This window comes from Streptomyces olivochromogenes, assembly GCF_001514115.1.
Lineage (GTDB): Bacteria > Actinomycetota > Actinomycetes > Streptomycetales > Streptomycetaceae > Streptomyces > Streptomyces olivochromogenes.
This window is the reverse complement of sequence record NZ_KQ948465.1, coordinates 102,467-124,571: the sequence shown is the minus strand read 5'-3', so window position 1 is coordinate 124,571 and position 22,105 is coordinate 102,467. Positions and strand designations below refer to the sequence as shown.

General features: G+C 70.1%; 16 protein-coding genes and 1 pseudogene. 9 read left to right on the top strand and 8 right to left on the bottom strand.

The genetic code is table 11. The features are described 5' to 3' along the window. Positions 1-8 precede the first annotated feature (8 nt). Genes AQJ27_RS33565 through AQJ27_RS33555 form a run of 3 tightly spaced genes read right to left on the bottom strand, consistent with a single transcriptional unit; the run spans position 9 to position 2,795 of the window. Positions 9-920, bottom strand: a complete 912-nt coding sequence (locus tag AQJ27_RS33565) for an ABC transporter ATP-binding protein (RefSeq protein ID WP_054236923.1) — start codon at positions 918-920, stop codon at positions 9-11. After that, a complete protein-coding gene (locus tag AQJ27_RS33560) occupies positions 917-1,822 on the bottom strand; it encodes an ABC transporter permease subunit (protein ID WP_067376827.1) in 906 nt (301 codons plus the stop codon). Before AQJ27_RS33560 ends, AQJ27_RS33565 begins: the two co-directional genes overlap by 4 nt. Then, positions 1,812-2,795: an ABC transporter ATP-binding protein gene (locus tag AQJ27_RS33555; RefSeq protein ID WP_067377206.1), complete on the bottom strand. Its 984-nt coding sequence runs from the start codon at positions 2,793-2,795 to the stop codon at positions 1,812-1,814. The genes AQJ27_RS33560 and AQJ27_RS33555 overlap by 11 nt, the downstream gene beginning before the upstream one ends. 258 nt (positions 2,796-3,053) lie before the next feature. On the opposite strand from AQJ27_RS33555, the gene AQJ27_RS33550 reads away from it, so the two are divergent. The 6 genes and pseudogenes from AQJ27_RS33550 to AQJ27_RS33530 all read left to right on the top strand — a co-directional run bounded on the left by AQJ27_RS33550 (position 3,054) and on the right by AQJ27_RS33530 (position 8,596). After that, positions 3,054-4,814: an SDR family oxidoreductase gene (locus AQJ27_RS33550; RefSeq protein ID WP_067376823.1), complete on the top strand. Its 1,761-nt coding sequence runs from the start codon at positions 3,054-3,056 to the stop codon at positions 4,812-4,814. Positions 4,815-4,828: 14 nt separating this feature from the next. Next, positions 4,829-4,954 (top strand): annotated as a pseudogene (locus AQJ27_RS58965) (metal-dependent hydrolase); the annotation flags it as partial. A gap of 27 nt (positions 4,955-4,981) precedes the next feature. Then, the gene (locus tag AQJ27_RS33545; protein WP_067376819.1) at positions 4,982-5,926 is read left to right on the top strand and encodes a MerR family transcriptional regulator; all 945 of its coding nucleotides are present in this window, start codon (positions 4,982-4,984) and stop codon (positions 5,924-5,926) included. Positions 5,927-6,060: 134 nt separating this feature from the next. Further along, on the top strand, positions 6,061-6,609 hold the full coding sequence (locus AQJ27_RS33540) for an RNA 2'-phosphotransferase (protein ID WP_060901684.1): 549 nt from the start codon (positions 6,061-6,063) through the stop codon (positions 6,607-6,609). 88 nt (positions 6,610-6,697) lie between these two features. Then, positions 6,698-7,609 (top strand): LLM class flavin-dependent oxidoreductase, encoded by a 912-nt coding sequence (locus tag AQJ27_RS33535; RefSeq protein ID WP_067376816.1) that lies wholly within the window; start codon positions 6,698-6,700, stop codon positions 7,607-7,609. Positions 7,610-7,708: 99 nt separating this feature from the next. Next, entirely contained in the window at positions 7,709-8,596 is an 888-nt protein-coding gene (locus AQJ27_RS33530; protein WP_201264378.1) for a Cof-type HAD-IIB family hydrolase, read from the top strand. Positions 8,597-8,731: 135 nt separating this feature from the next. Here AQJ27_RS33530 and AQJ27_RS33525 read toward each other — a convergent pair whose 3' ends face one another. From AQJ27_RS33525 to hisC, 5 genes are all read right to left on the bottom strand, one after another. After that, on the bottom strand, positions 8,732-10,414 hold the full coding sequence (locus AQJ27_RS33525; protein WP_067376813.1) for a GAF domain-containing sensor histidine kinase: 1,683 nt from the start codon (positions 10,412-10,414) through the stop codon (positions 8,732-8,734). 81 nt (positions 10,415-10,495) lie between these two features. After that, positions 10,496-13,999, bottom strand: coding sequence for a thiol reductant ABC exporter subunit CydD (gene cydD, locus AQJ27_RS33520; protein WP_067377201.1), 3,504 nt, complete (start codon positions 13,997-13,999; stop codon positions 10,496-10,498). A gap of 98 nt (positions 14,000-14,097) precedes the next feature. Then, positions 14,098-15,105 carry a cytochrome d ubiquinol oxidase subunit II gene (gene cydB / locus AQJ27_RS33515; protein ID WP_067376810.1) on the bottom strand — a complete coding sequence of 336 codons (1,008 nt, stop codon included), beginning with the start codon at positions 15,103-15,105 and terminating at the stop codon, positions 14,098-14,100. A gap of 20 nt (positions 15,106-15,125) precedes the next feature. Continuing rightward, complete coding sequence (locus tag AQJ27_RS33510) at positions 15,126-16,643, bottom strand: cytochrome ubiquinol oxidase subunit I (protein ID WP_054236914.1); 1,518 nt, start codon at positions 16,641-16,643, stop codon at positions 15,126-15,128. A 297-nt stretch (positions 16,644-16,940) separates the two neighbouring features. Continuing rightward, the gene (gene hisC / locus AQJ27_RS33505; protein WP_067376807.1) at positions 16,941-18,017 is read right to left on the bottom strand and encodes a histidinol-phosphate transaminase; all 1,077 of its coding nucleotides are present in this window, start codon (positions 18,015-18,017) and stop codon (positions 16,941-16,943) included. A gap of 489 nt (positions 18,018-18,506) precedes the next feature. On the opposite strand from hisC, the gene AQJ27_RS33500 reads away from it, so the two are divergent. From AQJ27_RS33500 to AQJ27_RS33490, 3 genes are all read left to right on the top strand, one after another. Then, positions 18,507-19,619 carry a LacI family DNA-binding transcriptional regulator gene (locus tag AQJ27_RS33500; protein ID WP_067376804.1) on the top strand — a complete coding sequence of 371 codons (1,113 nt, stop codon included), beginning with the start codon at positions 18,507-18,509 and terminating at the stop codon, positions 19,617-19,619. A 259-nt stretch (positions 19,620-19,878) separates the two neighbouring features. Beyond that, on the top strand, positions 19,879-20,949 hold the full coding sequence (locus AQJ27_RS33495) for a metallophosphoesterase (protein ID WP_067376797.1): 1,071 nt from the start codon (positions 19,879-19,881) through the stop codon (positions 20,947-20,949). A 181-nt stretch (positions 20,950-21,130) separates the two neighbouring features. Continuing rightward, positions 21,131-22,000: a hypothetical protein gene (locus AQJ27_RS33490; RefSeq protein WP_067376794.1), complete on the top strand. Its 870-nt coding sequence runs from the start codon at positions 21,131-21,133 to the stop codon at positions 21,998-22,000. Positions 22,001-22,105 lie beyond the last annotated feature (105 nt).

Here is a 22,105-nt window from a genome sequence, read left to right as displayed (position 1 = left end):
TTGGCCTCCTACGCCGCGACGAGATACGAGAAGACGGACTCGAGGGACTCGTCGGACGGCGAGACCGTGAGCAGCCGGATGCCGTGCTCGCGCGCGACGCGCGGCAGCAGCGCCGTGAACCGGCCGAAGTCGACCGCCTGGATGCGCAACGCGCCCTCGGCCAGGTCCACTTCGATGCCGGAGGTCGACGGATCGGCGATCAGCGCGGCCGCCAGTACCCGGTCGTCGCTGGAGCGCACCAGGTAGCGGTGCGGGCGGTCGGTCATCAGGCGGCGGATACGGCGGAAGTCGCCGCTGGCCGCGTGCCGTCCGGCGACGATCACCTCGATGTGGGCGGCGAGCTGTTCGACCTCTTCGAGGATGTGGGACGAGAACAGCACCGTGCGGCCCTCGTCGCCCATGCGGCGCAGCAGGTCCATGAGTTGCATGCGCTGGCGCGGGTCCATGCCGTTGAAGGGCTCGTCGAGCAGCAGCAGGGACGGGTCGTGGACGAGCGCGGAGGCCATCTTCACGCGCTGCCGCATGCCCTTGGAGTACGTCGAGATCTTGCGGTCCTGCGCGTACTCCATCTCGACCGTGGCGAGCGCCCGCTGGGCGGCCTTCGCTCCGAGGCCGTGCAACTCGGCGTTGGCGACGACGAATTCCTGGCCCGTGAGGAAGTCGTACATCGCCTCGCGCTCCGGGACGATGCCGATGTGCTTGTAGATCTGTTCGTTGCGCCAGACCTGCCGGCCGTCGAGGGTGACGGTGCCGGTGGAGGGGGCGAGGAAGCCGCCCATCATGTTGATGAGGGTGGACTTCCCGGCGCCGTTCGGGCCGAGCAGGCCGGTGACGCCGGGGCCGATCGTCATCGTGATGTCGTTGACCGCCACCACGTTGCCGAACCAGCGCGAGACATGGTCGATGTTGAGCGTGGTCACAGCCCGACCTTTCGGTAGCGGCGCATCAGGAGGCCGTAGGAGCCCGCGATGAGCCCCAGGACGACGACGAGGTAGACGACTCCCTGCCCGGACGAGGGGCCCTCACCGCCGGGGAAGGCGGAGGTGGCGCCGAGGAAGGCCGTCTGCACCCCGTCGATGAGCGTGATGGGAGAGAAGAGGCCGAGCCAGGGCACGGCCGAGGAGCTGGACTGTTCGAAGGCGATGGCCTGGACGGTCGACACGGCTCCGTAGGAGATGGTCAGCGCCGCGATGACGGCCGCGATGCCGAAGCCGCGGCGCGGGGTGACCGACGAGATGACCAGGCCGATCCCGGCGAAGAGAAGCGACAGCAGCGCCACGGAGACCAGCCCCTGTCCGAAGCCCTTCGTCTGGTCGGCGAAGTCGAGCTTCGCCAGAAGCGCCCCTACGTAGAGCACGATCAGCGGCGCGGCCGTCAGGACGAACAGCGCCGAGGCCAGCGCCGCGTACTTGGCGCGTACGTAGTCGACGGTCTCGATGGGGCGTGAGAAGTACAGCGGCACGGTCTTGAAGCGCAGGTCGCGCGAGACGGACTGCGGTCCCTGGGAGGCGACGTACAGGCCGATCACGGCCTGCATGATGACCGCGTAGCGCGTGTAGTCGACCGGCAGGGCCTTCGCCTTGGTGGCGACCGCGACGGCCACCATGATGAGTGCGGGGACGCACATCACCACGAAGAGCAGCATCGGCAGCACCTTGGACTTGACCGAGCGGCCCAGGCCGTAGGAGCCGCGCAGGGACTGCGAGTACAGCGAGCGGCGGGCGTAGGCGCGGCCCAGGCGCGGGCCGTCGTAGTGGCGGTAGCCGATGTCGTGGATCCGGGTCTGCTCACCGCGGGGGGTGAGGGACTGCTCAACTGCCATGGCCCACTGCCTCCTTCCGTACGCCCTGCACGTCCGTCCCGTCCGTCTGTTCCTCGCGGAAGACCTCCGCGATGTGGTGCCGGCGCTGTTCCATCCGGATCAGGCCGAGGCCGAGGTCGGCGACGACGTCGCGGACGAGGTCGTAGGTCTCCTCGCCCTCGGCGGTCAGCAGCAGGATGTGACCGGCGCCCGGCAGCCCGCTGCCGTCGTGGGTCTCTACCCCGCGCGCGTGGAGCGCCTCGCGGACCGCGCTGGTGCCGTCCGGGTGCTCGTCGGTGTCGGTGACCTCGATGGCGAGGGTCGTCGTGGTCTGGGTGAAGTCCGTGGTGGAGCTGGACCGCAGCAGCTTGCCGCCGTCGACGACCACGACGTGGTCGCAGGTGCGCTCCAGCTCGCCCAGCAGGTGCGAGGTGACCAGGACCGAGATCCCGAACTCGGTGTGGATACGGCGGATCAGGCCGAGCATCTCGTCGCGGCCGACCGGGTCGAGGCCGTTGGTCGGCTCGTCGAGGAAGACCAGCTGGGGGTCGTGGACGAGGGCCTGCGCGAGCTTGACGCGCTGCTTCATGCCCGTCGAGTAGCCACCGATGGGGCGGTAGCGCTCCTCGTACAGTCCGACGTGGCGCAGGGTGTCCGCGGTGCGCTCGCGGGCCGCGGCCGGCGGGAGCCCGGACATGCGCGCCATGTGGACGACGAACTCGGTGGCCGAGACGTCGGGGGGCAGGCAGTCGTGCTCGGGCATGTACCCGACCCGCTCGCGGATGGCGCCGCCTTGGGTGGCGACATCGAGTCCGAGCACTTCGGCGCGGCCCTCGGTGGCGGGGGAGAGACCCAGCAGGATCTTGATCAGTGTGGACTTGCCGGCTCCGTTGGCTCCGACGAGTCCGGTCACACCGGGTCCGACGTCCACGGAGAGCCGGTCAAGAGCGGTCACCCGTGGGTACCGCTTGCTCAGGCTTTCGGTCGCGATCACAGTCACGTTGTCGAAGGTAGTGGCGTACGCCACAGCGGTCGTCAACCCACGGAGCTGGATCCGCGTCAGACTCCAGTCGTACGGGCCCGTAGGGGTCCCCCTGAAGTCGAACAACCGGCGGGGGTTTATCCACATCGGACCGGTTGTCCACAGGTGCCGCGCAGGTCTATTGACGCAGCCTCTAACAACTGTCACATTCGCCAGTGTCACGTTACGGACACGTACCGTGCGGCGCTGGACGAAGGAGAAGTGACTCTCGTGACTCTCGAAGGCGCGCGCGAGCGCCGGGTGCGGACGGGTGGGGTCGAGCTGTGCGTCGCCGAACTGGGTGATCGGGCGAGGCCCACGGTGGTGCTCGTGCACGGCTATCCGGACTCCAAGGAGGTGTGGTCCGAGGTCGCGGCACGCCTGGCGGAGCGTTTCCACGTGGTGCTGTACGACGTCCGTGGCCACGGCGCATCGACGGCCCCGCGGCCACTGCGGGGCGGGTTCACCCTGGAGAAGCTGACGGACGACTTCCTGGCCGTCGTCGACGCGGTGAGCCCCGACCGCCCCGTGCACCTCGTGGGGCACGACTGGGGTTCGGTGCAGTCCTGGGAGTTCGTCACGGTCGCGCGCACCCAGGGCCGGATCGCCTCCTTCACCTCCATGTCCGGGCCGTCCCTCGACCACTTCGGTCACTGGATCAAGCGGCGTGTGCGGCGGCCCACCCCGCGCAGGGTCGGTCAGCTCCTCGGCCAGGGCGCCAAGTCCTGGTACGTGTACCTGCTGCACACGCCCGTGCTGCCGGAGCTCGCCTGGCGGGGCCCCCTCGGCAGGCAGTGGCCGAAGATCCTGCGGCGGGTCGAGAAGGTGCCCGCGGGCGACTATCCGACCCCCTCGCTGCCGACGGACGCGGCGCACGGCGCATGGCTGTACCGCGACAACGTACGGGCCCGGCTGAGCAGGCCACGCCCGGACGCCTACGCGCACGCGCCCGTGCAGCTCATCACGCCCCTGGGGGACGGTTTCCTCTCCGAGCGGCTCTACGACGACCTGGAGGAGTGGGCCCCGCAGCTGGTGCGGCGCACCCTCCCGGACAAGCACTGGATCCCGCGTACGCGGCCCGACCAACTGGCGTCCTGGATCACGGACTTCGTGCACGCCAACGAGGACGGCGTGCCGGTGCGGGACACCATCGCCTCGGGCAGGTACGCCGACCGGTTCGGCGGGCAGCTCGTGCTGGTCACCGGGGCGGGCAGCGGCATCGGGCGGGCCACCGCGCTGGCGTTCGCCGAGGCCGGCGCGCGCGTGGTGGCCGTCGACCGGGACGCGGAGGGCGCGGCGCGCACGGCGGAGATGTCCCGGCTGATCGGTTCCCCCGAAGCGTGGGCCGAGACGGTCGACGTCTCCGACGAGCAGGCCATGGAGAAGCTCGCCGAAAGGGTCGCCGGCGAGTACGGCGTGGTGGACGTGCTGGTGAACAACGCCGGGATCGGACTGTCCGGATCCTTCTTCGACACGACTCCGGAGGACTGGAAGAAGGTTCTCGACGTCAACCTGTGGGGCGTGATTCACGGCTGCCGGCTCTTCGGCAGGCAGATGGCCGAGCGTGGACAGGGCGGCCACATCGTCAACACCGCGTCGGCGGCGGCGTACCTGCCCTCGAAGGCGCTGCCCGCCTACAGCACCTCGAAGGCGGCCGTGCTGATGCTCAGCGAGTGCCTGCGCGCGGAGTTGGCCGGGAAGGGCATCGGCGTCTCGGCGATCTGCCCGGGTTTCGTGAACACGAACATCACCTCGACCGCGCACTTCGCCGGGGTGGACGCGAGCGAGGAGAAACGCCGCCAGAAAAAGTCGGCGCGGTTGTACGGGCTGCGCAACTACCCGCCGGAGAAGGTGGCCGACGCGATCCTGCGCGCGGTCGTCCGCAACCAGGCGGTCGTGCCCGTCACCCCAGAGGCGCGCGGCGGCCGCCTGATGTCCCGGCTCGCACCGAGGGCGCTGCGCGCGATCGCACGGTTGGAGCCACCGCTGTGAGGTTCGTGGCCGCCCGCAACAGGGCTGTACGCAAGGGCCTGTTGCCCACCCTGAAGGAGCTCGGCACGGCCATGTCCCGCTGTCCGCGGCGGTCGTACCATCCCTCGCAGGAGGGCTCGCCGCGCAGGGCCGTCGCGTAGTACCCAGGGGGTCGGGAGGAAGGCAGCGTGAACGACGAGCCGGTCCGGGTCGCGTACCGCATCGAGGATCTGTCGCATCACAGCGGCGCCACGGTCCGGACGATCCGCGCCTACCAGGACCGCGGGCTGCTCCCCCGTCCCGAGCGGCGTGGTCGCGCCAACGTGTACGCGGACGCGCATCTGGCCAGGCTGCGGCAGATCGCCGACCTCCTGGACCGCGGCTACACCTTGGCCTCCATCAAGGAACTCCTGGAGGCCTGGGACGCGGGACGGGGGCTGGGCGGGATCCTCGGGCTGGTCGCGGAGGTCGACGGACCGTGGACCGACGAGGAGGCCGTACGCATGTCGCGGGCCGAGCTGGACGAGCGGTTCGGTGGCAGTCCGGACGACGCGGCGGTGGCGGAGGCGGTGGAGCTCGGAGTGCTGGAGCGCGTCCCCGGCGAAGAGGAGGTATATCTGGTCCCGAGCCCCCAAGAGCTCGCTGTGGCGGTGGAGTTGTACGCGGCGGGCGTTCCGCTGTCCGCGATCTCTGGCCATCTGCGGGAGTTGAGGGGCAAGGTCGAGCACATCGCCGCGCGTTTCCTGGAGTTCACGACCGAGCACGTCTTCGCGCGCTATCTCGGTGAGCATCCGCCGAGCGACGCCGAAGCGGACGAGGCGGCCTCCCTGGTACGCCGTCTGCGACCGCTCGCGCAGCAGACGGTGGACGCGGAACTGGCCCGCGCCATGCGGCTGTTCGCGACCCGGTACCTGCGTGAACGTCTTGGGGCGGGACCGCTCCAAGACACTACGGACGAGACGCGTTCCGTTCAGCTCCCCGTCGCCACAATGCGGGCCGTGGAGACCCTGGTTGGTTCCGGGCAGGTGGCGGCCTTCGTCACGGCGGCCGTCGAACGGGAGGTCCACGCCAGGACGTTGGATCATCTCACCTCAAATTACAACAATCACAATGCTGTTGACGAAACACCCTAAATCTCCAGCGCGTTGTCCACAGAGTCGTCAATTCGCCTGTGGATAACCGGACTTGCTTGTGGATCAAACCTCCGAACCAAAATCAAATGCGTGATCCGCCTCTCGCCAGGCACTCTGGCCGGATGAATGAACCGATGGACGAAAGACGCACCGTGAAGGTGTCGAAGTACCTCTCGAAGCATCTGCGGCATCAGCCCGAGCGGATCGGGCTCACGCTCGGCGAGGGAGGTTGGGTCGAGATCGACACGCTGATCGCGGCAGCGGCGGAGCACGGCTTCCGGATCACCCGCGAGGAGCTCGACCATGTGGTGGCCACGAACGACAAGCGGCGCTTCGCCGTGGAGGGCACCCGCATCCGCGCCAGCCAGGGCCACTCCGTCGAGGTCGACCTCGGACTGCCCCCGGCGACTCCGCCGGAGTACCTCTACCACGGGACCGTGGCCCGCAATCTGGACGCGATCCGGGCCGAGGGCCTGCGGCCCATGAACCGGCACGACGTGCATCTCTCGCCCGACCGCGAGACCGCCACCCGCGTCGGCGCCCGCCGCGGCCGGCCCGTGGTGCTCGGCGTGGACGCCGCCGCCATGCACCGCGACGGCCATGTCTTCCGGGTCAGCGCGAACGGGGTGTGGCTCACCGAGGCCGTACCGCCGAAGTACCTGCGCTTCCCCGGCCCGCACTGATCGTCCGCCGACCGGCCGGCCGAGGGGCACCGGTGGAGCGATCACCCGGTGGCCACGACCATCCCGCGGCTCCGCTTACGCTCGATGCATGAGTCTGCGTCTGAGCACTGTGATCCTGCCGTACCTCCGCTGGCACGAGGGCGGGCGTGCGGCCTGGCAGCGTGCGGAGCAGCTCGGCTTCCACACCGCGTTCACGTACGACCACCTGTCGTGGCGGACCTTCCGGGACGGCCCCTGGTTCGGTGCCGTGCCCACGCTCACCGCCGCGGCCGCCGCCACCGACCGGCTCCGCCTGGGCACGCTCGTGACCTCGCCGAACTTCCGGCACCCGGTGACCCTCGCCAAGGAACTGATCTCCCTCGACGACATCTCGAACGGCCGGATCACCCTGGGCATCGGCGCGGGCGGCAACGGATTCGACGCCACGACGCTTCTGAAGAGCGGCCAGGAGCCCTGGACCCCGCGCGAGCGCGCCGACCGCTTCGGCGAGTTCGTACCGCTGCTCGACCGCCTCCTCACCGAGGACTCGGTCTCCTACGACGGCGACCACTACTCGGCCCAAGAGGCGCGCAACATCCCGGGCTGTGTCCAGCGGCCCCGACTGCCCTTCGCGGTGGCCGCCACCGGCCCGCGCGGCATGAAGCTCGCCGCCCGCCACGGACAGGCCTGGGTGACGACCGGCGACCCCAAGCTGTACGAAACGGGCACCCCTGAACAGTCGGTTCAGGCCATTCACGGACAGGTGGAGAAGCTGGCCGCCGCCTGCGCCACGGTCGGCCGTGACGTGTCCGAACTCGACAAGATCCTGCTCACCGGCTTCACCCCGGACCGTGGCCGTCCGCTGGAGTCCCTCGATGCGTTCGTCGACTTCGCGGGCCGGCACGCGGAGCTGGGCTTCACCGACATCGTGATCCACTGGCCCATCCCCGACTCGGACTTCGCCGCGGACGAGAAGGTCTTCGAGCGCATCGCCATGGAGGCCCCGGCCCAGCTGGCCTGACGGCCAGAGCCACCGCGGATGGCGGCAACGGGGTGTAACGGTGCTGGTGAGAGCGGTAACCACTCACATGTGCGGGCTCCCGCACGGCCGTGCGGGCATATGCGCGAGAATGGCCCGGTGACCTCAGCGACCCGACAGCCAGAGACCCCGGCAGCCGCCCTTCCGCCGCGCCTGATCGCCACGGACCTCGACGGCACCCTCCTGCGCGACGACAAGTCCGTGTCCGAGCGCACGGTCGCCGCCCTCGCCGCCGCCGAGGAGGCCGGCATCGAGGTCTTCTTCGTGACCGGCCGCCCGGCCCGCTGGATGGACGTCGTCAGCGATCACGTCCATGGCCACGGCCTGGCGATCTGCGGCAACGGCGCCGCCGTGGTCGACCTGCACGGCGGCCCCGGCGCCCACCGGTTCGTCAAGGTCCGGGAGCTGGCGCGGGAGAACGCGCTCGACGCCGTACGCCTGCTGCGGGAGGCCGCGCCGGGCACGGTGTTCGCCGTCGAGCAGACGTACGGCTTCTACCAGGAGCCCGCGTACCCCAAGCTGCACATGGAGACCCCCGACACCCTCGCGCCCGCCGAGCAGCTCCTGGCCCCGGACGCCCCCGGCGCTGGCGAACCGGTGCTCAAGATCCTCGCCTTCCACCACGAGCTCGACCCCGACGCCTTCCTCACCGTGGCCCGTCGCGCCGTCGGCGACCGCGCCACCATCACCCGCTCCAGCCCCAGCGCCCTGCTGGAGATCAGCGGCCCCGGCGTCTCCAAGGCCAGCACGCTCGAACTGTGCTGCGCCGAGCGCGGTATCTCCCCCGAGGAGGTCGTCGCCTTCGGAGACATGCCGAACGACGTCGAGATGCTGACCTGGGCGGGCACGTCGTACGCGATGGGCAACGCGCACCCCGCCGTGATCGCCGCGGCCTCCGGTCGCACGGTCGCCAACAACGAGGACGGCGTGGCGGTCGTCATCGAGAAGATCCTCGCCGAGCGGTTGTAGGAGCGGCTGGGCATGTAGGAGCGGCCGGGCAGGACCGGCGGTTCCACAACGGCCCGGGGTTCCGAACCGGTTCCGCACCACGGGGTTCCAACCCGGTTCCGCGCCCGCGTTCGAACCGGTCCCGTGCCCAGGGTTCTAAAGCGGCTCCGCCTGCGGAACGTGCGGCGCTTGCCACACCACCGTCGTACCGGCGCCGTCGGCTCCGGGTCCCGGTCCGTACCAGCTGTCGCCGCCCAGTGACTCGGCGCGCCGCCCGAGATTGCGCAGGCCGCTGCGCCGGCCGCCCTCGGGGATGCCGACGCCGTTGTCCTCGACGGTCAGCCGGACACCCTGCCGACCGTCCGGCAGGACGACCGTCGCGTCGACGACGACGTCGATGCGGGAGGCCCCGGCATGCCGGAAGGCGTTGGAGAGCGCCTCGCGCAGGGCCGCGATGAGGTTCTTGCCCGTGAGTTCACCGACCGCCGTGTCGACGGGCCCGACAAAGCGGTGCGTGGGCTTGAAGCCGAGCGGCACGGCGGCCATGTTGATCTCCCGCAGCACCCGGGCGCACAGCCCGGACGGCACTTCGGCAGGTCCCTGTTGGAGCGCGAAGACGGCGGTGCGGATCTCCTGAATGGTGACGTCGAGTTCGTCGACCGCCTTTTCGACGCCCTGCCGCACCTCGGGCACGGCCGAGTTCCGCTGGGCGCTCTCCAACATCATGCCGGTGGCGAACAGCCGCTGGATGACGAGGTCGTGCAGGTCACGGGCGATCCGGTCACGGTCCTCGTAGACCGCGAGCCGCTCCCGGTCGCGCTGTGCCTCGGCCATCATCAGCGCGAGCGCGGCCTGCGAGGCGAAGTGCCCGGCGAGGGTGCGCTCGGTCTCGGTGAAAGGACGCCCGCCCCGTTCCCGGGGAGTGACGAGGGCCCCCAGGAGACGGCCGTCGCTCTGCAGGGGAAGCATCATCGTCGGCCCGTACTCGCGGGCGAAGTCGGTGACCATGCGCGGGTCGGTGGCCGCGTCGTCGAGGAACACGGGCTCTCCGCCGAGGAGTTCGGCGACCAGTTCGCTCTCCGGCGGGACGACGGCTCCCAGCACCTTCGACGGGCGGTCCTTGGCGACCGCGCTGATCTCCAGACCGCCCTCCGCGGCGGGCAGCAGCACGATCCCGGCCACCGATCCGGAGAGCCTGCGGGCCTGTTCCGCGACGACCTGGAGCGCGTCCTCGGCGTCGTCGGCCGACAGGAGTGCCCGGGTCACGGCCACCGAGCCGTCGATCCACCGTTCGCGCTGCTGGGCGGCCTCGTACAGCCGGGCGTTGCCGATCGCGATACCCGCCTCCGCGGCCAGCACGCGGACCATCTTGAGGTCGTCGTCGGTGAACGGGCCGTCGCCGCGTTTCTCGGCCAGGTACAGATTCCCGAAGATCTCCCCCTGCACCCGGATCGGGACCCCCAGGAAGCTGCGCATCGCCGGATGGTGCTCGGGGAACCCGCAGGCGCGCACGTCCTCGTCCAGCCGCGCGAGCCGTACCGGCGCCGGGTCGTGGATGAGCGCTCCGAGCAGCCCCTTGTGTCCGTCGGGCAGCCGCCCGATCCGCCGGGCGGTCTCCTCGTCGACGCCGTGGAAGACGAAGTCCGCGAGTCCCTCACCGTCTGCCGCCACGACCCCGATGGCGGCGTAGCGCGCGTCCGCCAGCTCGGCCGCCTTCTCGCAGATCCGGTCCAGCGTCGAATGCAGCTCCAGCCCCGACCCGATCGACCGCACCGCCTCCAGCAGCCGCGGCACGTCCGGGCCGCCGTCCGGACGGGGGGAGGCGGGAACCACTGACATGCCTCGAGAGTAGTTAGTCCCCTTTGGACCGGAAAGTCGGACCGTTTGGGCCGGAAAGTCGGACCGTTGCCCGGGGAGTCGCTAGCGCGCCGCCGCCCCGACCAGCAGATCCCCCGCCGCCTCCCGCTCCAGCATCTCCCGCAAAGGCCCCTCCACCACCGACAGCTCCGCGTACGCACCCCGCTGCGCCACCCGTCCCGCCGCCAGCACGATCACCTCGTCCACCGCCGCGAGACCGGCCAGCCGATGGGTGATCAGCAGCGTCGTACGGCCCTCGGTCGCGGCCAGCAGGTCCGCGGTGAGCGCGTCGGCCGTCGGCAGGTCGAGGTGTTCCGCGGGCTCGTCGAGGACGAGCACGGGGAAGTCGGCCAGCAGCGCACGAGCGAGCGCCAGCCGCTGGCGCTGACCACCGGACAGCCGCGCCCCGTGCTCGCCGATCAGTGTGTCGAGTCCGGCGGGCAGTCCGTCCGCCCACTCCAGGAGCCGGGCCCGCGCGAGCGCGTCGCGCAGCTCGGCCTCGGTGGCGTTCTTCCGGGCCAGCAGGAGGTTCTCGCGCACCGTGCTGTCGAAGAGGTGCGCGTCCTGAGCGCAGAGCCCGACCAGTCGGCGCACGTCGTCCCCGTCCATCCCGTACGCGTCCGCGCCGCCCAGCGTGTAGGTCCCCGCCTCCGCGTCCAGGAACCGCAGCAGCACCTGTGCGAGTGTGGTCTTGCCGGAGCCGGAGGGGCCCACGACGGCGACCCTGCGGCCCTGTTCGAGGGTCAGGTCGAGGCCGGCGAGCGCGTCCCGGTCCTGTCCGACATGGCGCGCCCTGAGCCCCTGTACGCCCAACGGGAACGGTGACGCGGGCGCCGGCTGCGGAAGCTCCGGTTCGCGTACGGGATCGGGGGCGTCCAGCACCTCGTACACACGCTCCGCGCTCCTGCGCACCCGCTGCCGGTACTGGACGGCGAGCGGCAGCCCCAGGACGGCCTCGAACGCCGCCAGCGGGGTGAGGACGACCACGGCCATCGCCACGCCGCCCAGTCGCCCGCCGGCGACCGCCTGGGCGCCCACGAGGGCGGTCGCCGCGACGGTCAGTCCGGTCGCCAGCGCGGTGAGCCCGTCGCCGAGCGCGGTCGCGGTGGCGGCCCGGGAAGCGATGCGGGTCAGCACGGTGTCGGCCCGTCGCGCCTCGGCCGTACGGGTGGGCAGCGCGCCCGCGACCGTCAACTCGGCCGTCCCGGTGAGGAGGTCGGCCACCCTGGTCGCCAGGACGCCGCGAGCGGGGGACAGCCGGTGCTCGGCGCGGCGCGCCACGGCGCCGGTCAGAAGCGGGACACCGACACCGGCCGCCAGCAACCCGGCGGCGAGGGCGGCCCCGGCCTCGGGGAGCAGCCAGGCGGTGAAGCCGACGGAGGCGGCGGACACGAGGAGCGCCGCCCCGGCCGGCAACAGCCACCGCAGCCAGTAGTCCTGCAGGGCGTCCACGTCGGCCACGAGCCGCGACAGCAGGTCGCCCCGCCGGGCCGAGCGCAGTCCGGCGGGGGCCAGGCGCTCAAGGCGTCGGTAGACGGCGACCCGGGTGTCGGCCAGCATCCGCAGCACCGCGTCGTGCGACACGAGCCGCTCCGCGTACCGGAAGACGGCCCGGCCGATCCCGAACGCCCGCGTGGCGGTCACGGCCAGCATCAGATACATCACCGGCGGCTGCTGCGACGCCCGCGAGATCAGCCACCCGGAGGTGGCCATCAGCCCGACGGCACTTCCGAGGGCGAGGCTCCCGAGGAGAAGGGCGAGCGCGAAACGACCGCTCCGGGGGCCGGCCGTCGCGCGGACCCGGGCGAGCACGCCTCGGCGTCCCGGAAGGGCCGCGTGGGCCTCTTCGGTAGCGGCCGCGGGCACGCCCTCCGGCTCGACCGGCCTGAGCCCCTTCGCGCCCTCGCCGGGGACGGAACCGGTCGCGACGACCGACGCCACGGCCTCGAGTCGCACCACCCGGTCGGCCACCTCCAGCAGCGCGGGTCGGTGCACCACCAGCAGTACCGTCCGGCCGACGGCGAGCCTGCGCACCGCCGCCACGACCTCCGCCTCCGTCGCCCCGTCCAGCGAAGCCGTCGGCTCGTCGAGCAGCAGCACGGGCCGGTCCGCGAGAAACGCCCGGGCCAGTGCGAGACGTTGACGCTGCCCGGCGGAGAGTCCGCTGCCGTCCTCGCCGAGGACCGTCCCGACCCCGTCGGGCAGGGCGTCCACGAACTCCAGCGCCCCCGCGTCGGCCAGCGCCCGCCGCACCGCCGCGTCGTCGGCGTCCGGCCGGGCGAGCCGTACGTTCTCGGCGATCGAGCCGGCGTAGAGGTGCGGCCGCTGGGGCACCCACGCCACCCGGGACCGCCATTCCTCCACATCGGCCTCGGTGAGATCGACTCCTCCGATCCGCACCCGCCCCGCGACGGGCTCCACGAACCCCAGCAGCACGTTCAGCAGCGTGGACTTGCCCACACCGCTCGGGCCGACGAGGGCCACCGTCTCACCGGGTCCGACGACGAAGGAGGCATCGGAGACCGCGTCCCCGGAGCGCCCCGGATACCGGACCGTCACTCCCTCGAAGCCGATCTCCCCCTCCGGCGCGACGAGCGAACCGGTGGCCGGCACCGGGGTCTCCAGCACCGAGAAGATCTCCTCCGCCGCCGCGAGCCCCTCTGCGGCGGCGTGGTACTGCGCCCCCACCTGCCTCAGCGGCAGATACGCCTCGGGAGCGAGGACGAGGATGACGAGCCCGACGTACAGATCCATGTCGCCGTGGACGAGCCGCATCCCGATGGTCACCGCGACCAGGGCGACCGAGATCGTGGCGAGCAGTTCCAGCGCGAAGGACGACAGGAAGGCGATCCGCAGCGTCCGCATGGTCGCCTGGCGGTACTCACCGGTGATCCGCCGGATCGACTCGGCCTGCGCCTTGGCCCGCCCGAAGACCTTGAGTGTGGGCAGACCGGCGACCACATCCAGGAAGTGCCCCGAGAGCCGGGACAGCAGTCGCCACTGACGGTCCATCTGGGCCCGGGTGGCCCAGCCGATCAGCGCCATGAAGACGGGGATGAGCGGCAGGGTGACGACGATGATCGCCGCCGACACCCAGTCCTCGGTGACGATCCGCGCGAGCACGGCCACGGGCACCACGAACGCGAGTCCCAACTGGGGGAGGTAGCGCGAGAAGTAGTCGTCGAGCGCGTCCACTCCCCGTGTGGCGAGGGCGACCAGCGACCCGGTCCGCTGCCCGCTCAGCCACCCGGGGCCGAGCGCGGCCGCCCGCTCCAGCAACCGCCCCCGCAACTCCGACTTGACTGCCGCGCTCGCCCGGTGCGCGGCAAGTTCGGTGAGCCAGGAGACAACCGCTCGCCCGATGGCGACCGCGACCAGCAGGACCAGGGGCGTCCGGAGTTCGGAAGCCGAGTGACCGTGCTGGAAAGCGCCGACGACCACTTCGGCGATGAGCATCGCTTGGGCAATGACCAGAGCCGCCCCGGCCGCGCCCAGCCCCACGACCGCCATGAGGAAGAAGCGGGTGGCGCGGGCGTACCGCAGCAGACGTGGATCGATCGGTTTCACGTGAAACACACCCTCGGCTCATCCGGCATGTTTCACGTGAAACATGCCCTTGGGTCGGACTTGGTCCATGAGGTCGGATTCAGCCCATGAGGCCAGACTCAGTGCGCAACATCCGCGGCGATGTGATGCGTACCGATCCTCTTGCGGAACACCCAGTACGTCCACGACTGGTAGAGCAGGACCATCGGTGTGGCGATTCCCGCGCACCAGGTCATGATCCTCAGGGTGTAGGGAGACGACGAGGCGTTGCTGACCGTCAGGCTCCAGTCCGGGTTGAGGGAGGACGGCATGACGTTCGGGAAGAGCGTCAGGAAGAGCATCGCGACGGCCGCCACGATGGTGAGCCCCGACAGCGCGAACGCCCAGCCCTCGCGCCCCGTCTGGGCCACCGCGATCGCGGCGACGAGGGCGGCCACGGCCACGATCAACGCTGCCAGGGACTTCGCGTCGCCGTTGTCGGCCTGGGTCCAGATCAGGAAGACGAGTGCCACCACGGCCGCCACCAGCCCGACCCCGAGCGAAAGCTTGCGCGCCCGCTCCCGGATGTCCCCGACGGTCTTGAGCCCCACGAACACGGTCCCGTGGAAGGTGAACAGCGTCAGGGTGACCAGACCGCCCAGGAGCGCGTACGGGTTGAGCAGGTCACCGAAGTTGCCCACGTACTCGAAGTTCTTGTCGATCTTCACTCCGTGCACGATGTTGCCGAAGGCCACGCCCCACATGAACGCGGGGACGAGCGAGGTCCAGAAGATCGCTGCCTCCCAGTTGCGCTGCCAGTTCTCCTCAGGCCGCTTCACCCGGTACTCGAAGGCGACTCCGCGCACGATCAGGCAGACCAGGATGAGCAGCAGCGGCAGATAGAAGCCGGAGAAGAGCGTGGCGTACCACTCCGGGAAGGCGGCGAAGGTCGCGCCGCCCGCCGAGAGCAGCCACACCTCGTTGCCGTCCCAGACGGGTCCGATGGTGTTGATGAGGACCCGCTTCTCGGTGCGGTCGCGGGCCAGCAGCTTGGTGAGGACGCCGACCCCGAAGTCGAAACCCTCCAGGAAGAAGTAGCCGGTCCACAGGACCGCGATGATGACGAACCAGACGTCGTGGAGTTCCATGACTCAGCAGCTCCCTGGGCCTAGTAGGAGAAGGCCATCGGCTTGTCGGCGTCATGGGGGTCGCCGCCGATCTTGGTGGGCGGGTTGAGGTCGGCCTCGGTGAGCTCCGGCGGACCCTGCTTCACGTACTTGAGCATCAGCTTCACCTCGATGACGGCGAGGATCGCGTAGATGAGGGTGAACACGATCAGCGAGGTCAGCACCTCCGCCTGGGAAACCCCGGGCGAGACCGCGTCCCTGGTCCTCAACAGGCCGTACACCACCCAGGGCTGACGCCCCGTCTCGGTGAAGATCCAGCCCCAGGAGATGCCGATGAGCGGGAAGATCAACGTCCACTGGGACAGCCGCCACCACCAGATGCCGAGCTTCGGCGTCAGCTCCATGTTCTTGGTGAGCATGAGCTTCGGGACGTCCTCGTCCCCGGTGCGGTGTTCCGGCGCCAGCCAGAACTTCCGCCTGGTCAGCCAGAGGCCGGCGGTGCACAGGGCCATCGAGACCCCGCCGAAGCCGATCATCCAGCGGTACGCCCAGTAGGCGGTGGGGATGTTGGGCCGGTAGTCACCGGGCCCGAACTTCTCCTGTTCGGACTTGTTGATGTCGTTGATGCCGGGGATCTTGGCGTTGAAGTCGTTCTTGGCGAGGAAGGAAAGTATCCCCGGGATCTCGATGGCGACGGTGTTGTGGCCCTTGGCCACATCGCCGTACGCGAAGAGCGAGAAGGGCGCGGGCTGCTGCGAGTCCCACAGGGCTTCGGCGGCCGACATCTTCATCGGCTGCTGCTCGTACATCACCTTGCCGAGGGTGTCGGCGCTGACGACGGTGAGGAGCGTTCCGACCAGCGCGGTGACCAGGCCGAGCCGCAGCGACATCCGCATGGTGCGGACGTGCCGCTTCTTGCGCAGGTGGAAGACGGCGATCCCGGTCATGAAGGCGCCGCCGACCAGGATGGACGCGCTGATCACATGCCAGAAGTTGACGAGCGCCGTCTCCTGGAAGAGCACCTTGGGGAAGTCGGTCAGCTCGGCGCGCATCGTGCCGTCCGCCTTCTTCACCAGCCGGTAGCCGACCGGATGCTGCATGAAGGAGTTGGCCGCCATGATGAAGTACGCCGACAGGATCGTGCCGATGGAGACCACCCAGATACAGGCGAGGTGCACCTTCTTCGGCAGCTTGTCCCAGCCGAAGATCCACAGCCCGATGAAGGTGGACTCGAAGAAGAAGGCGATCAGGGCCTCGAAGGCAAGCGGGGCACCGAACACGTCACCGACGAAGCGCGAGTAGTCGGACCAGTTCATGCCGAACTGGAACTCCTGCACAATGCCGGTCACGACACCCATGGCGATGTTGATCAGGAACAGCTTTCCCCAGAACTTGGTCGCCCTGAGGTAGTGCTCCTTGCCCGTCCGCACCCAGGCGGTCTCCAGAATCGCCGTGAGAGCGGCGAGCGAGATCGTCAGAGGGACGAAGAGGAAGTGGTAGACGGTGGTGATGCCGAACTGCCACCGAGCCAGAGTCTCCGGTGCCAAAGCCAGTTCCACGTCGTCAGTCTCCTTACGCCGCCGTGGTTACAGCGGCAGTTTGCCCCTTTTGCTACATACATCACGGGACAACCGGGACACGCTTGTGAACGCGTTCACATTCACAAGCAATTATGACGCACCCGCATTCGACCCTCGAAGGGGGGTCCCCCTTTGCGTCAACCCCTCGGAAGGTCTCGAACACACCAAGGTGTCCTCCGGACCGGACCACGGCGTCCTGCGGACCGACGAAGACAACCCCGCTGTTACGGCGCCGCGAGGCACCGGAACAGCGGGGTTGTCAGTGGGGATGTGACGTCAGAGCTCCTTGCGGAACCCCTCGGTCGCCTTGAGGAAGATGTCGTTCGCCTCGGTCTCGCCGATCGTCACGCGCACCCCTTCCCCGGCGAAGGGCCGCACGACGACCCCGGCCTGCTCGCAGTGGGCGGCGAATTCGAGCGTGCGCTCCCCCAGCCTGAGCCACACGAAGTTGGCCTGCGTCTCGGGCACCGTCCAGCCCTGACCGCGCAACGTCTCGACCACGCGGTTGCGCTCACACACCAGGGCGCCGACCCGGCCGAGCAGCTCGTCCTCGGCGCGCAACGAGGCGACCGCCGCGTCCTGCGCGAGCTGGCTCACCCCGAAGGGCACCGCCGTCTTGCGCAGCGCCGCGGCCACCGGCTCGTGCGCGATCGCGAAACCGACCCTCAGACCCGCGAGCCCGTACGCCTTGGAGAAGGTGCGCAGCACACAGACGTTGGGACGGTCGCGGTAGATCGAAACGCCGTCCGGCACCTCGACGTCCCGGATGAACTCGCGGTACGCCTCGTCCAGGACCACCAGGACATCGCCAGGTACCCGGTCGAGGAATCGCTCCAGCTCGGCCCGGCGCACCACGGTGCCGGTCGGGTTGTTCGGGTTGCAGACGAAAATCAGCCGCGTTCTGTCGGTGATCGCGTCAGCCATGGCGTCCAGGTCGTGCACCTCGTCCGAGGTCAGCGGCACCCTTACCGAGGTCGCCCCGCTGATCTGCGTGATGATCGGGTACGCCTCGAAGGACCGCCAGGCGTAGATCACCTCGTCGCCCGGTCCACTGGTCGCCTGCAGCAGCTGCTGGGCCACCCCGACCGAACCGGTGCCGGTCGCCAGGTGCGAGAGGGGGACCCCGAAGCGGTCCGACAGCTCGCTCATCAGTCCGGTGCACGCCATGTCCGGGTAGCGGTTGAACGTACCGGCCGCGGCGGTCACGCTCTCCATCACCCCGGGCAGCGGCGGGTAGGGGTTCTCGTTGGAGGACAGCTTGTACGCCACCGCGCCGGCCGCGGCGGGCTTGCCCGGCTTGTAGGTGGGGATACCCTCCAGCTCGGCACGCAGCTTGGGGCTCGTCTCGCTCACCGCAGTCCTCCTCGCGACCACCGCTGGCTCATGACCACCACCGGCTACCAATGCTTCTCACCTTATGAGGATTCGGCGCCGCTGCGAATGGGCCGGGGACAACCACGCGACGTCCCTGGCCCGGGCCGACGCCCCGCCGCGTACGCCTTGGTGATCATCGTCATACTCCCCGGCAACCGTCGCCGTGCGGACTCCGCGGTCATCCTCGTACGAAGGCGTATGAATCGGGGGGCGCGTTGTCTTCAAGGCTGTGCGCTGGTGGCTCACGCCGTAGCGCGCATCACCCGTGCAGGTGAGTTGAGACCTCTTCGAAACATGACCCACTTGGCAGGCCCATGCGCGCCGACGCGTCACGTACTGCCATTGGATCGTTTAACTGACTTGGTTTCAAAGGGAGTAGGGCCTTGTTGATCATGCAGAAACGTGCCTGTCAACGCGTGCATATGCGTCCGCACTACCCCACCGCATGAGCCCTACTATCGGCCTGCCATGACAGCAGCAGGGAAGCACCAGGTGAGCCGGGCGGAGACTACCCGCCGAGGCGGTCGACCAGGCCGGGCGGGAATCAGAGACGTCGCCGCGGCCGCAGGCGTCTCCATCACAACCGTCTCCGACGCCCTCAACGGCAAGGGCCGGCTCCCGGACGCCACCCGACGCCACGTCCGTGAAGTCGCCGACCGGCTGGGCTATCGCCCGTCGGCCGCCGCCCGCACCCTCCGTACCGGCAAGTCCGGCCTCATCGGCCTGACCGTGACCACCTACGGGGATGAACCTTTCACCTTCACCGAATTCGCCTACTTCGCCGAGATGGCCAGAGCCGCCACCTCCGCCGCACTCGCCCGCGGCTACGCCCTGGTCATCCTCCCCGCCACCTCACGCCACGACGTCTGGTCCAACGTCGCCCTCGACGGAACCGTCGTCATCGACCCCTCCGACCAGGACCCCGTGGTCAGCGAACTCGTCCGTCAGGGCTTACCCGTCGTCTCCGACGGCCGCCCCGCCGGCACGCTGCCCGTCACCGCCTGGGTCGACAACGACCACGAAGCCGCCGTCCTGGACATCCTCGACCACCTCGCCGACGCCGGCGCCCGCCGCATCGGCCTCCTCACCGGCACCTCCACCGACACCTATACCCACCTGTCCACCACCGCGTATCTGCACTGGTGCGAGCGGGTAGGACAGGATCCGGTGTACGAGGCCTACCCGGCCCACGACCCCTGTGCGGGCGCCGTCGCCGCGGACCGGCTGCTGGCCCGGCCCGACCGCCCCGACGCGGTCTACGGCCTCTTCGACCCCAACGGCACCGATCTGCTGGCCGCGGCCCGGCGCTACGGACTGCGCGTCCCGGACGACCTGCTGCTGGTCTGCTGCAGCGAGTCCACCGTCTACGCCAGCACCGAGCCGCCCATCACCACCCTCTCGCTCAAACCACGCCGCATCGGCACCGCCGTCGTCCAGCTCCTCATCGACGCCATCGAGGGTGCGGAAACCGACCAACCCGTCGAACAGGTCATACCGACGGAGCTGATCGTGCGGACCTCCTCCGAGCGGCGTCCACCCCGTACGACGGTCAGCCCGCCCCGGTCACCCGAGAAGGGGTAGTCCGGGTCACCCGGGGAGGAGTGGCCCGGCGTACGCTGAGGTTGACGTCCGTCATGTCGGCGGCGGGGCATCCACCAGGGAAAGCCCCGCCCAATTCGGGCGAAAACCGTGGCGAACAGGGCTCCTGCTCCGATTCACCACCCCTGGGTCATCACATGGCGCGATCCGCATTCCTATGATGGGCCCACGACACCGCGGGCCGCTGCGACCAGGCAGTCCGATCCGGTGCAGATGCGGCGCGATGGTGGTGGAGGGGTCGATGACTCAGGGGGCCGGTCAGGGACCCGAGGCGGTGCGGACGGAGACGTTGCGCGACTTCCGGGTGCCCGCGTACATCCACGAGACCGGTCCGTACCCGCCGAGCGCAGCTCCCGGCGAGACGGCCGGAGTCGGCGAGGAGCCCGAGGGCTACACGCCCACCCGGCGGGACCTGCCCGTCATCAACCGGGGCGACACCGTGCAGGTCGTCGTGGACCCCGCCGCAGTGGCGGCCCCCCAGCCCGCCGACGGGCCGGGTCCGCTGTACGTGGTGGGCGACGTGCACGGCTACCTCGACCAGCTGGTCGCCGCGCTCCAGGAGCAGGGCCTCCTCGACGCCGCGGGCAACTGGTCCGCCGGGACCGCGCGCCTGTGGTTCCTCGGCGACTTCACCGACCGCGGCCCCGACGGCATCGGCGTGATCGACCTCGTGATGCGGCTGTCCGCCGAGGCGGCCGCGGTCGGCGGCTACTGCAAGGCGCTCATGGGCAACCACGAGCTGCTGCTGCTCGGCGCCAAGCGGTTCGGCGACACCCCCGTCAACTCCGGCGCGGGCACCGCCACCTTCCAGGCCGCGTGGCTGCTCAACGGCGGCCAGAAGACCGACATGGACCGCCTCCAGGACCACCACCTGCAGTGGATGGCCCGCCTGGACGCCATGGAGCAGGTCGACGGGCACCTCCTCGTGCACTCCGACACCACCGCCTACCTCGACTACGGCGACTCGATCGAAGCGGTCAACGACACCATCCGCGAAACCCTCACACGCAACGACGCGGACGAGTGCTGGGACCTCTTCCGGAAGTTCACCAGACGCTTCGCCTTCCGCGACGACGGCGGCGCCGAGGCGGCGCTGTCCCTGCTGGACACCTACGGCGGCACCCGCGTCGTCCATGGCCACAGCCCCATCCCGTACCTCCTGGGCGAGGTCGGCTCGGAGGACGGCGAGGACACCGCTGGCCCCGTGGTCGAGGGACCACATCTTTACGCCGACGGACTGGCCATCGCGATGGACGGCGGAGTGACCATGGCCGGAAAACTGCTGGTCCAGCAACTGCCCCTGGATAGCTGAGGGTTCTTCGGGCAGACGTCCCTCACGAAGGACGGCGCTGGCCAGGGGGCAATTTCTGGAAACCCCCTGTCACGGCGTGCCGTCACCGCTCTACCATCGGCTTATCCGTAGCAGGCTCCCCTCCGTTTCTGCCCGACGGCTCGTCAGCGTGCGAGCCACCAGCCCTACGGAGCATCGGGGGATGCACATGAACAGCGTTCCGCAGCACCTGCTGAGCGAGGACCGCCAGGAATACGAGCGGATCCTCGATGAGGCGCTGCGCTCCGCCCCACACCGCCCGGAACTCGCCGCTGTCGGCCAGCGGCTCAACGCCGAACAGCTGCGCACCATGGCGCTCAACGCCACCGCACTCATCACGGCGGCCGCGGCGACCGAGTACGCGCACTACGTGAAGGTCCGCGAGGAACTGCGCCGCCCGGCGCCGTCCACCCCAACCGTGAGCGAAGGAGCGGGCTCCGCGGAGCCCGGCGCGACCGCGATGGGGCTCGCCGCCACCATGGGCGAGGTCACCGAGACCGCCGGAGCCGGCGCGATCGCCGTCGTCGCGGTGCTCGCCCCCGTCCTCGCCGGAACAGCCGCGGTGATCTTCCTGCTCGTGGGATTCATCCTGAAGGTCCTCACTCCCGAGCTGGCGTTCGCCCAGACCCTGCTGACCACCGGGTGGGTCTTCGGCGCGGTCACGGCGGCCGCCATCCTGGTCGCCGCGGTCGGGCTGCTGCTCACCGCTCTGCGCAACGGCTCGTCCTCGCTCCAGGCCGGAGCACCCGGCGAGCTCAACGCGGAGGTGGCCCGGGCCAGGGAAGCCTGGCGCGAGGCCCTGCTGGAGCGCGGCATCATGCCGTTCCTCCGGGAGGCCCTCGCCGATCCGGGCACGGCGGCACTGACCCGTCCGTCACCGACACCGACCACCGGCCGCATGCCGCACCTCGGCTACAACCGGCCGGGGTTCAGCAGCCCCGACGGCGGACCCGCCGCGGGTCCGCGCCCGAGCTTCACCAGCCCGGACTTCACCAGCCCGGACTTCGGGGGGCCCGAGCACCAGCCGGAGTGACACCCGGCGGGCCGACACCGGGGTGACGGGAACGAGGGGCCTGCGTCGATACGGCGCGGGCCCTTTTGCCGCTGCCCGCCCCTTCACCGGCGCCCGCCTCACTCG

Coding starts and splice junctions, on each gene's coding strand:
- AQJ27_RS33560 (WP_067376827.1), bottom strand. CDS start 1,822: ATGGCAGTTGAGCAGTCCCTCACCCCCCGCGGTGAGCAGACCCGGATC.
- AQJ27_RS33535 (WP_067376816.1), top strand. CDS start 6,698: ATGAGTCTGCGTCTGAGCACTGTGATCCTGCCGTACCTCCGCTGGCAC.
- AQJ27_RS33530 (WP_201264378.1), top strand. CDS start 7,709: ATGCGCGAGAATGGCCCGGTGACCTCAGCGACCCGACAGCCAGAGACC.
- AQJ27_RS33495 (WP_067376797.1), top strand. CDS start 19,879: ATGACTCAGGGGGCCGGTCAGGGACCCGAGGCGGTGCGGACGGAGACG.
- cydB (WP_067376810.1), bottom strand. CDS start 15,105: ATGGAACTCCACGACGTCTGGTTCGTCATCATCGCGGTCCTGTGGACC.
- AQJ27_RS33500 (WP_067376804.1), top strand. CDS start 18,507: ATGACAGCAGCAGGGAAGCACCAGGTGAGCCGGGCGGAGACTACCCGC.
- AQJ27_RS33490 (WP_067376794.1), top strand. CDS start 21,131: ATGCACATGAACAGCGTTCCGCAGCACCTGCTGAGCGAGGACCGCCAG.
- AQJ27_RS33525 (WP_067376813.1), bottom strand. CDS start 10,414: ATGTCAGTGGTTCCCGCCTCCCCCCGTCCGGACGGCGGCCCGGACGTG.
- AQJ27_RS33540 (WP_060901684.1), top strand. CDS start 6,061: ATGGACGAAAGACGCACCGTGAAGGTGTCGAAGTACCTCTCGAAGCAT.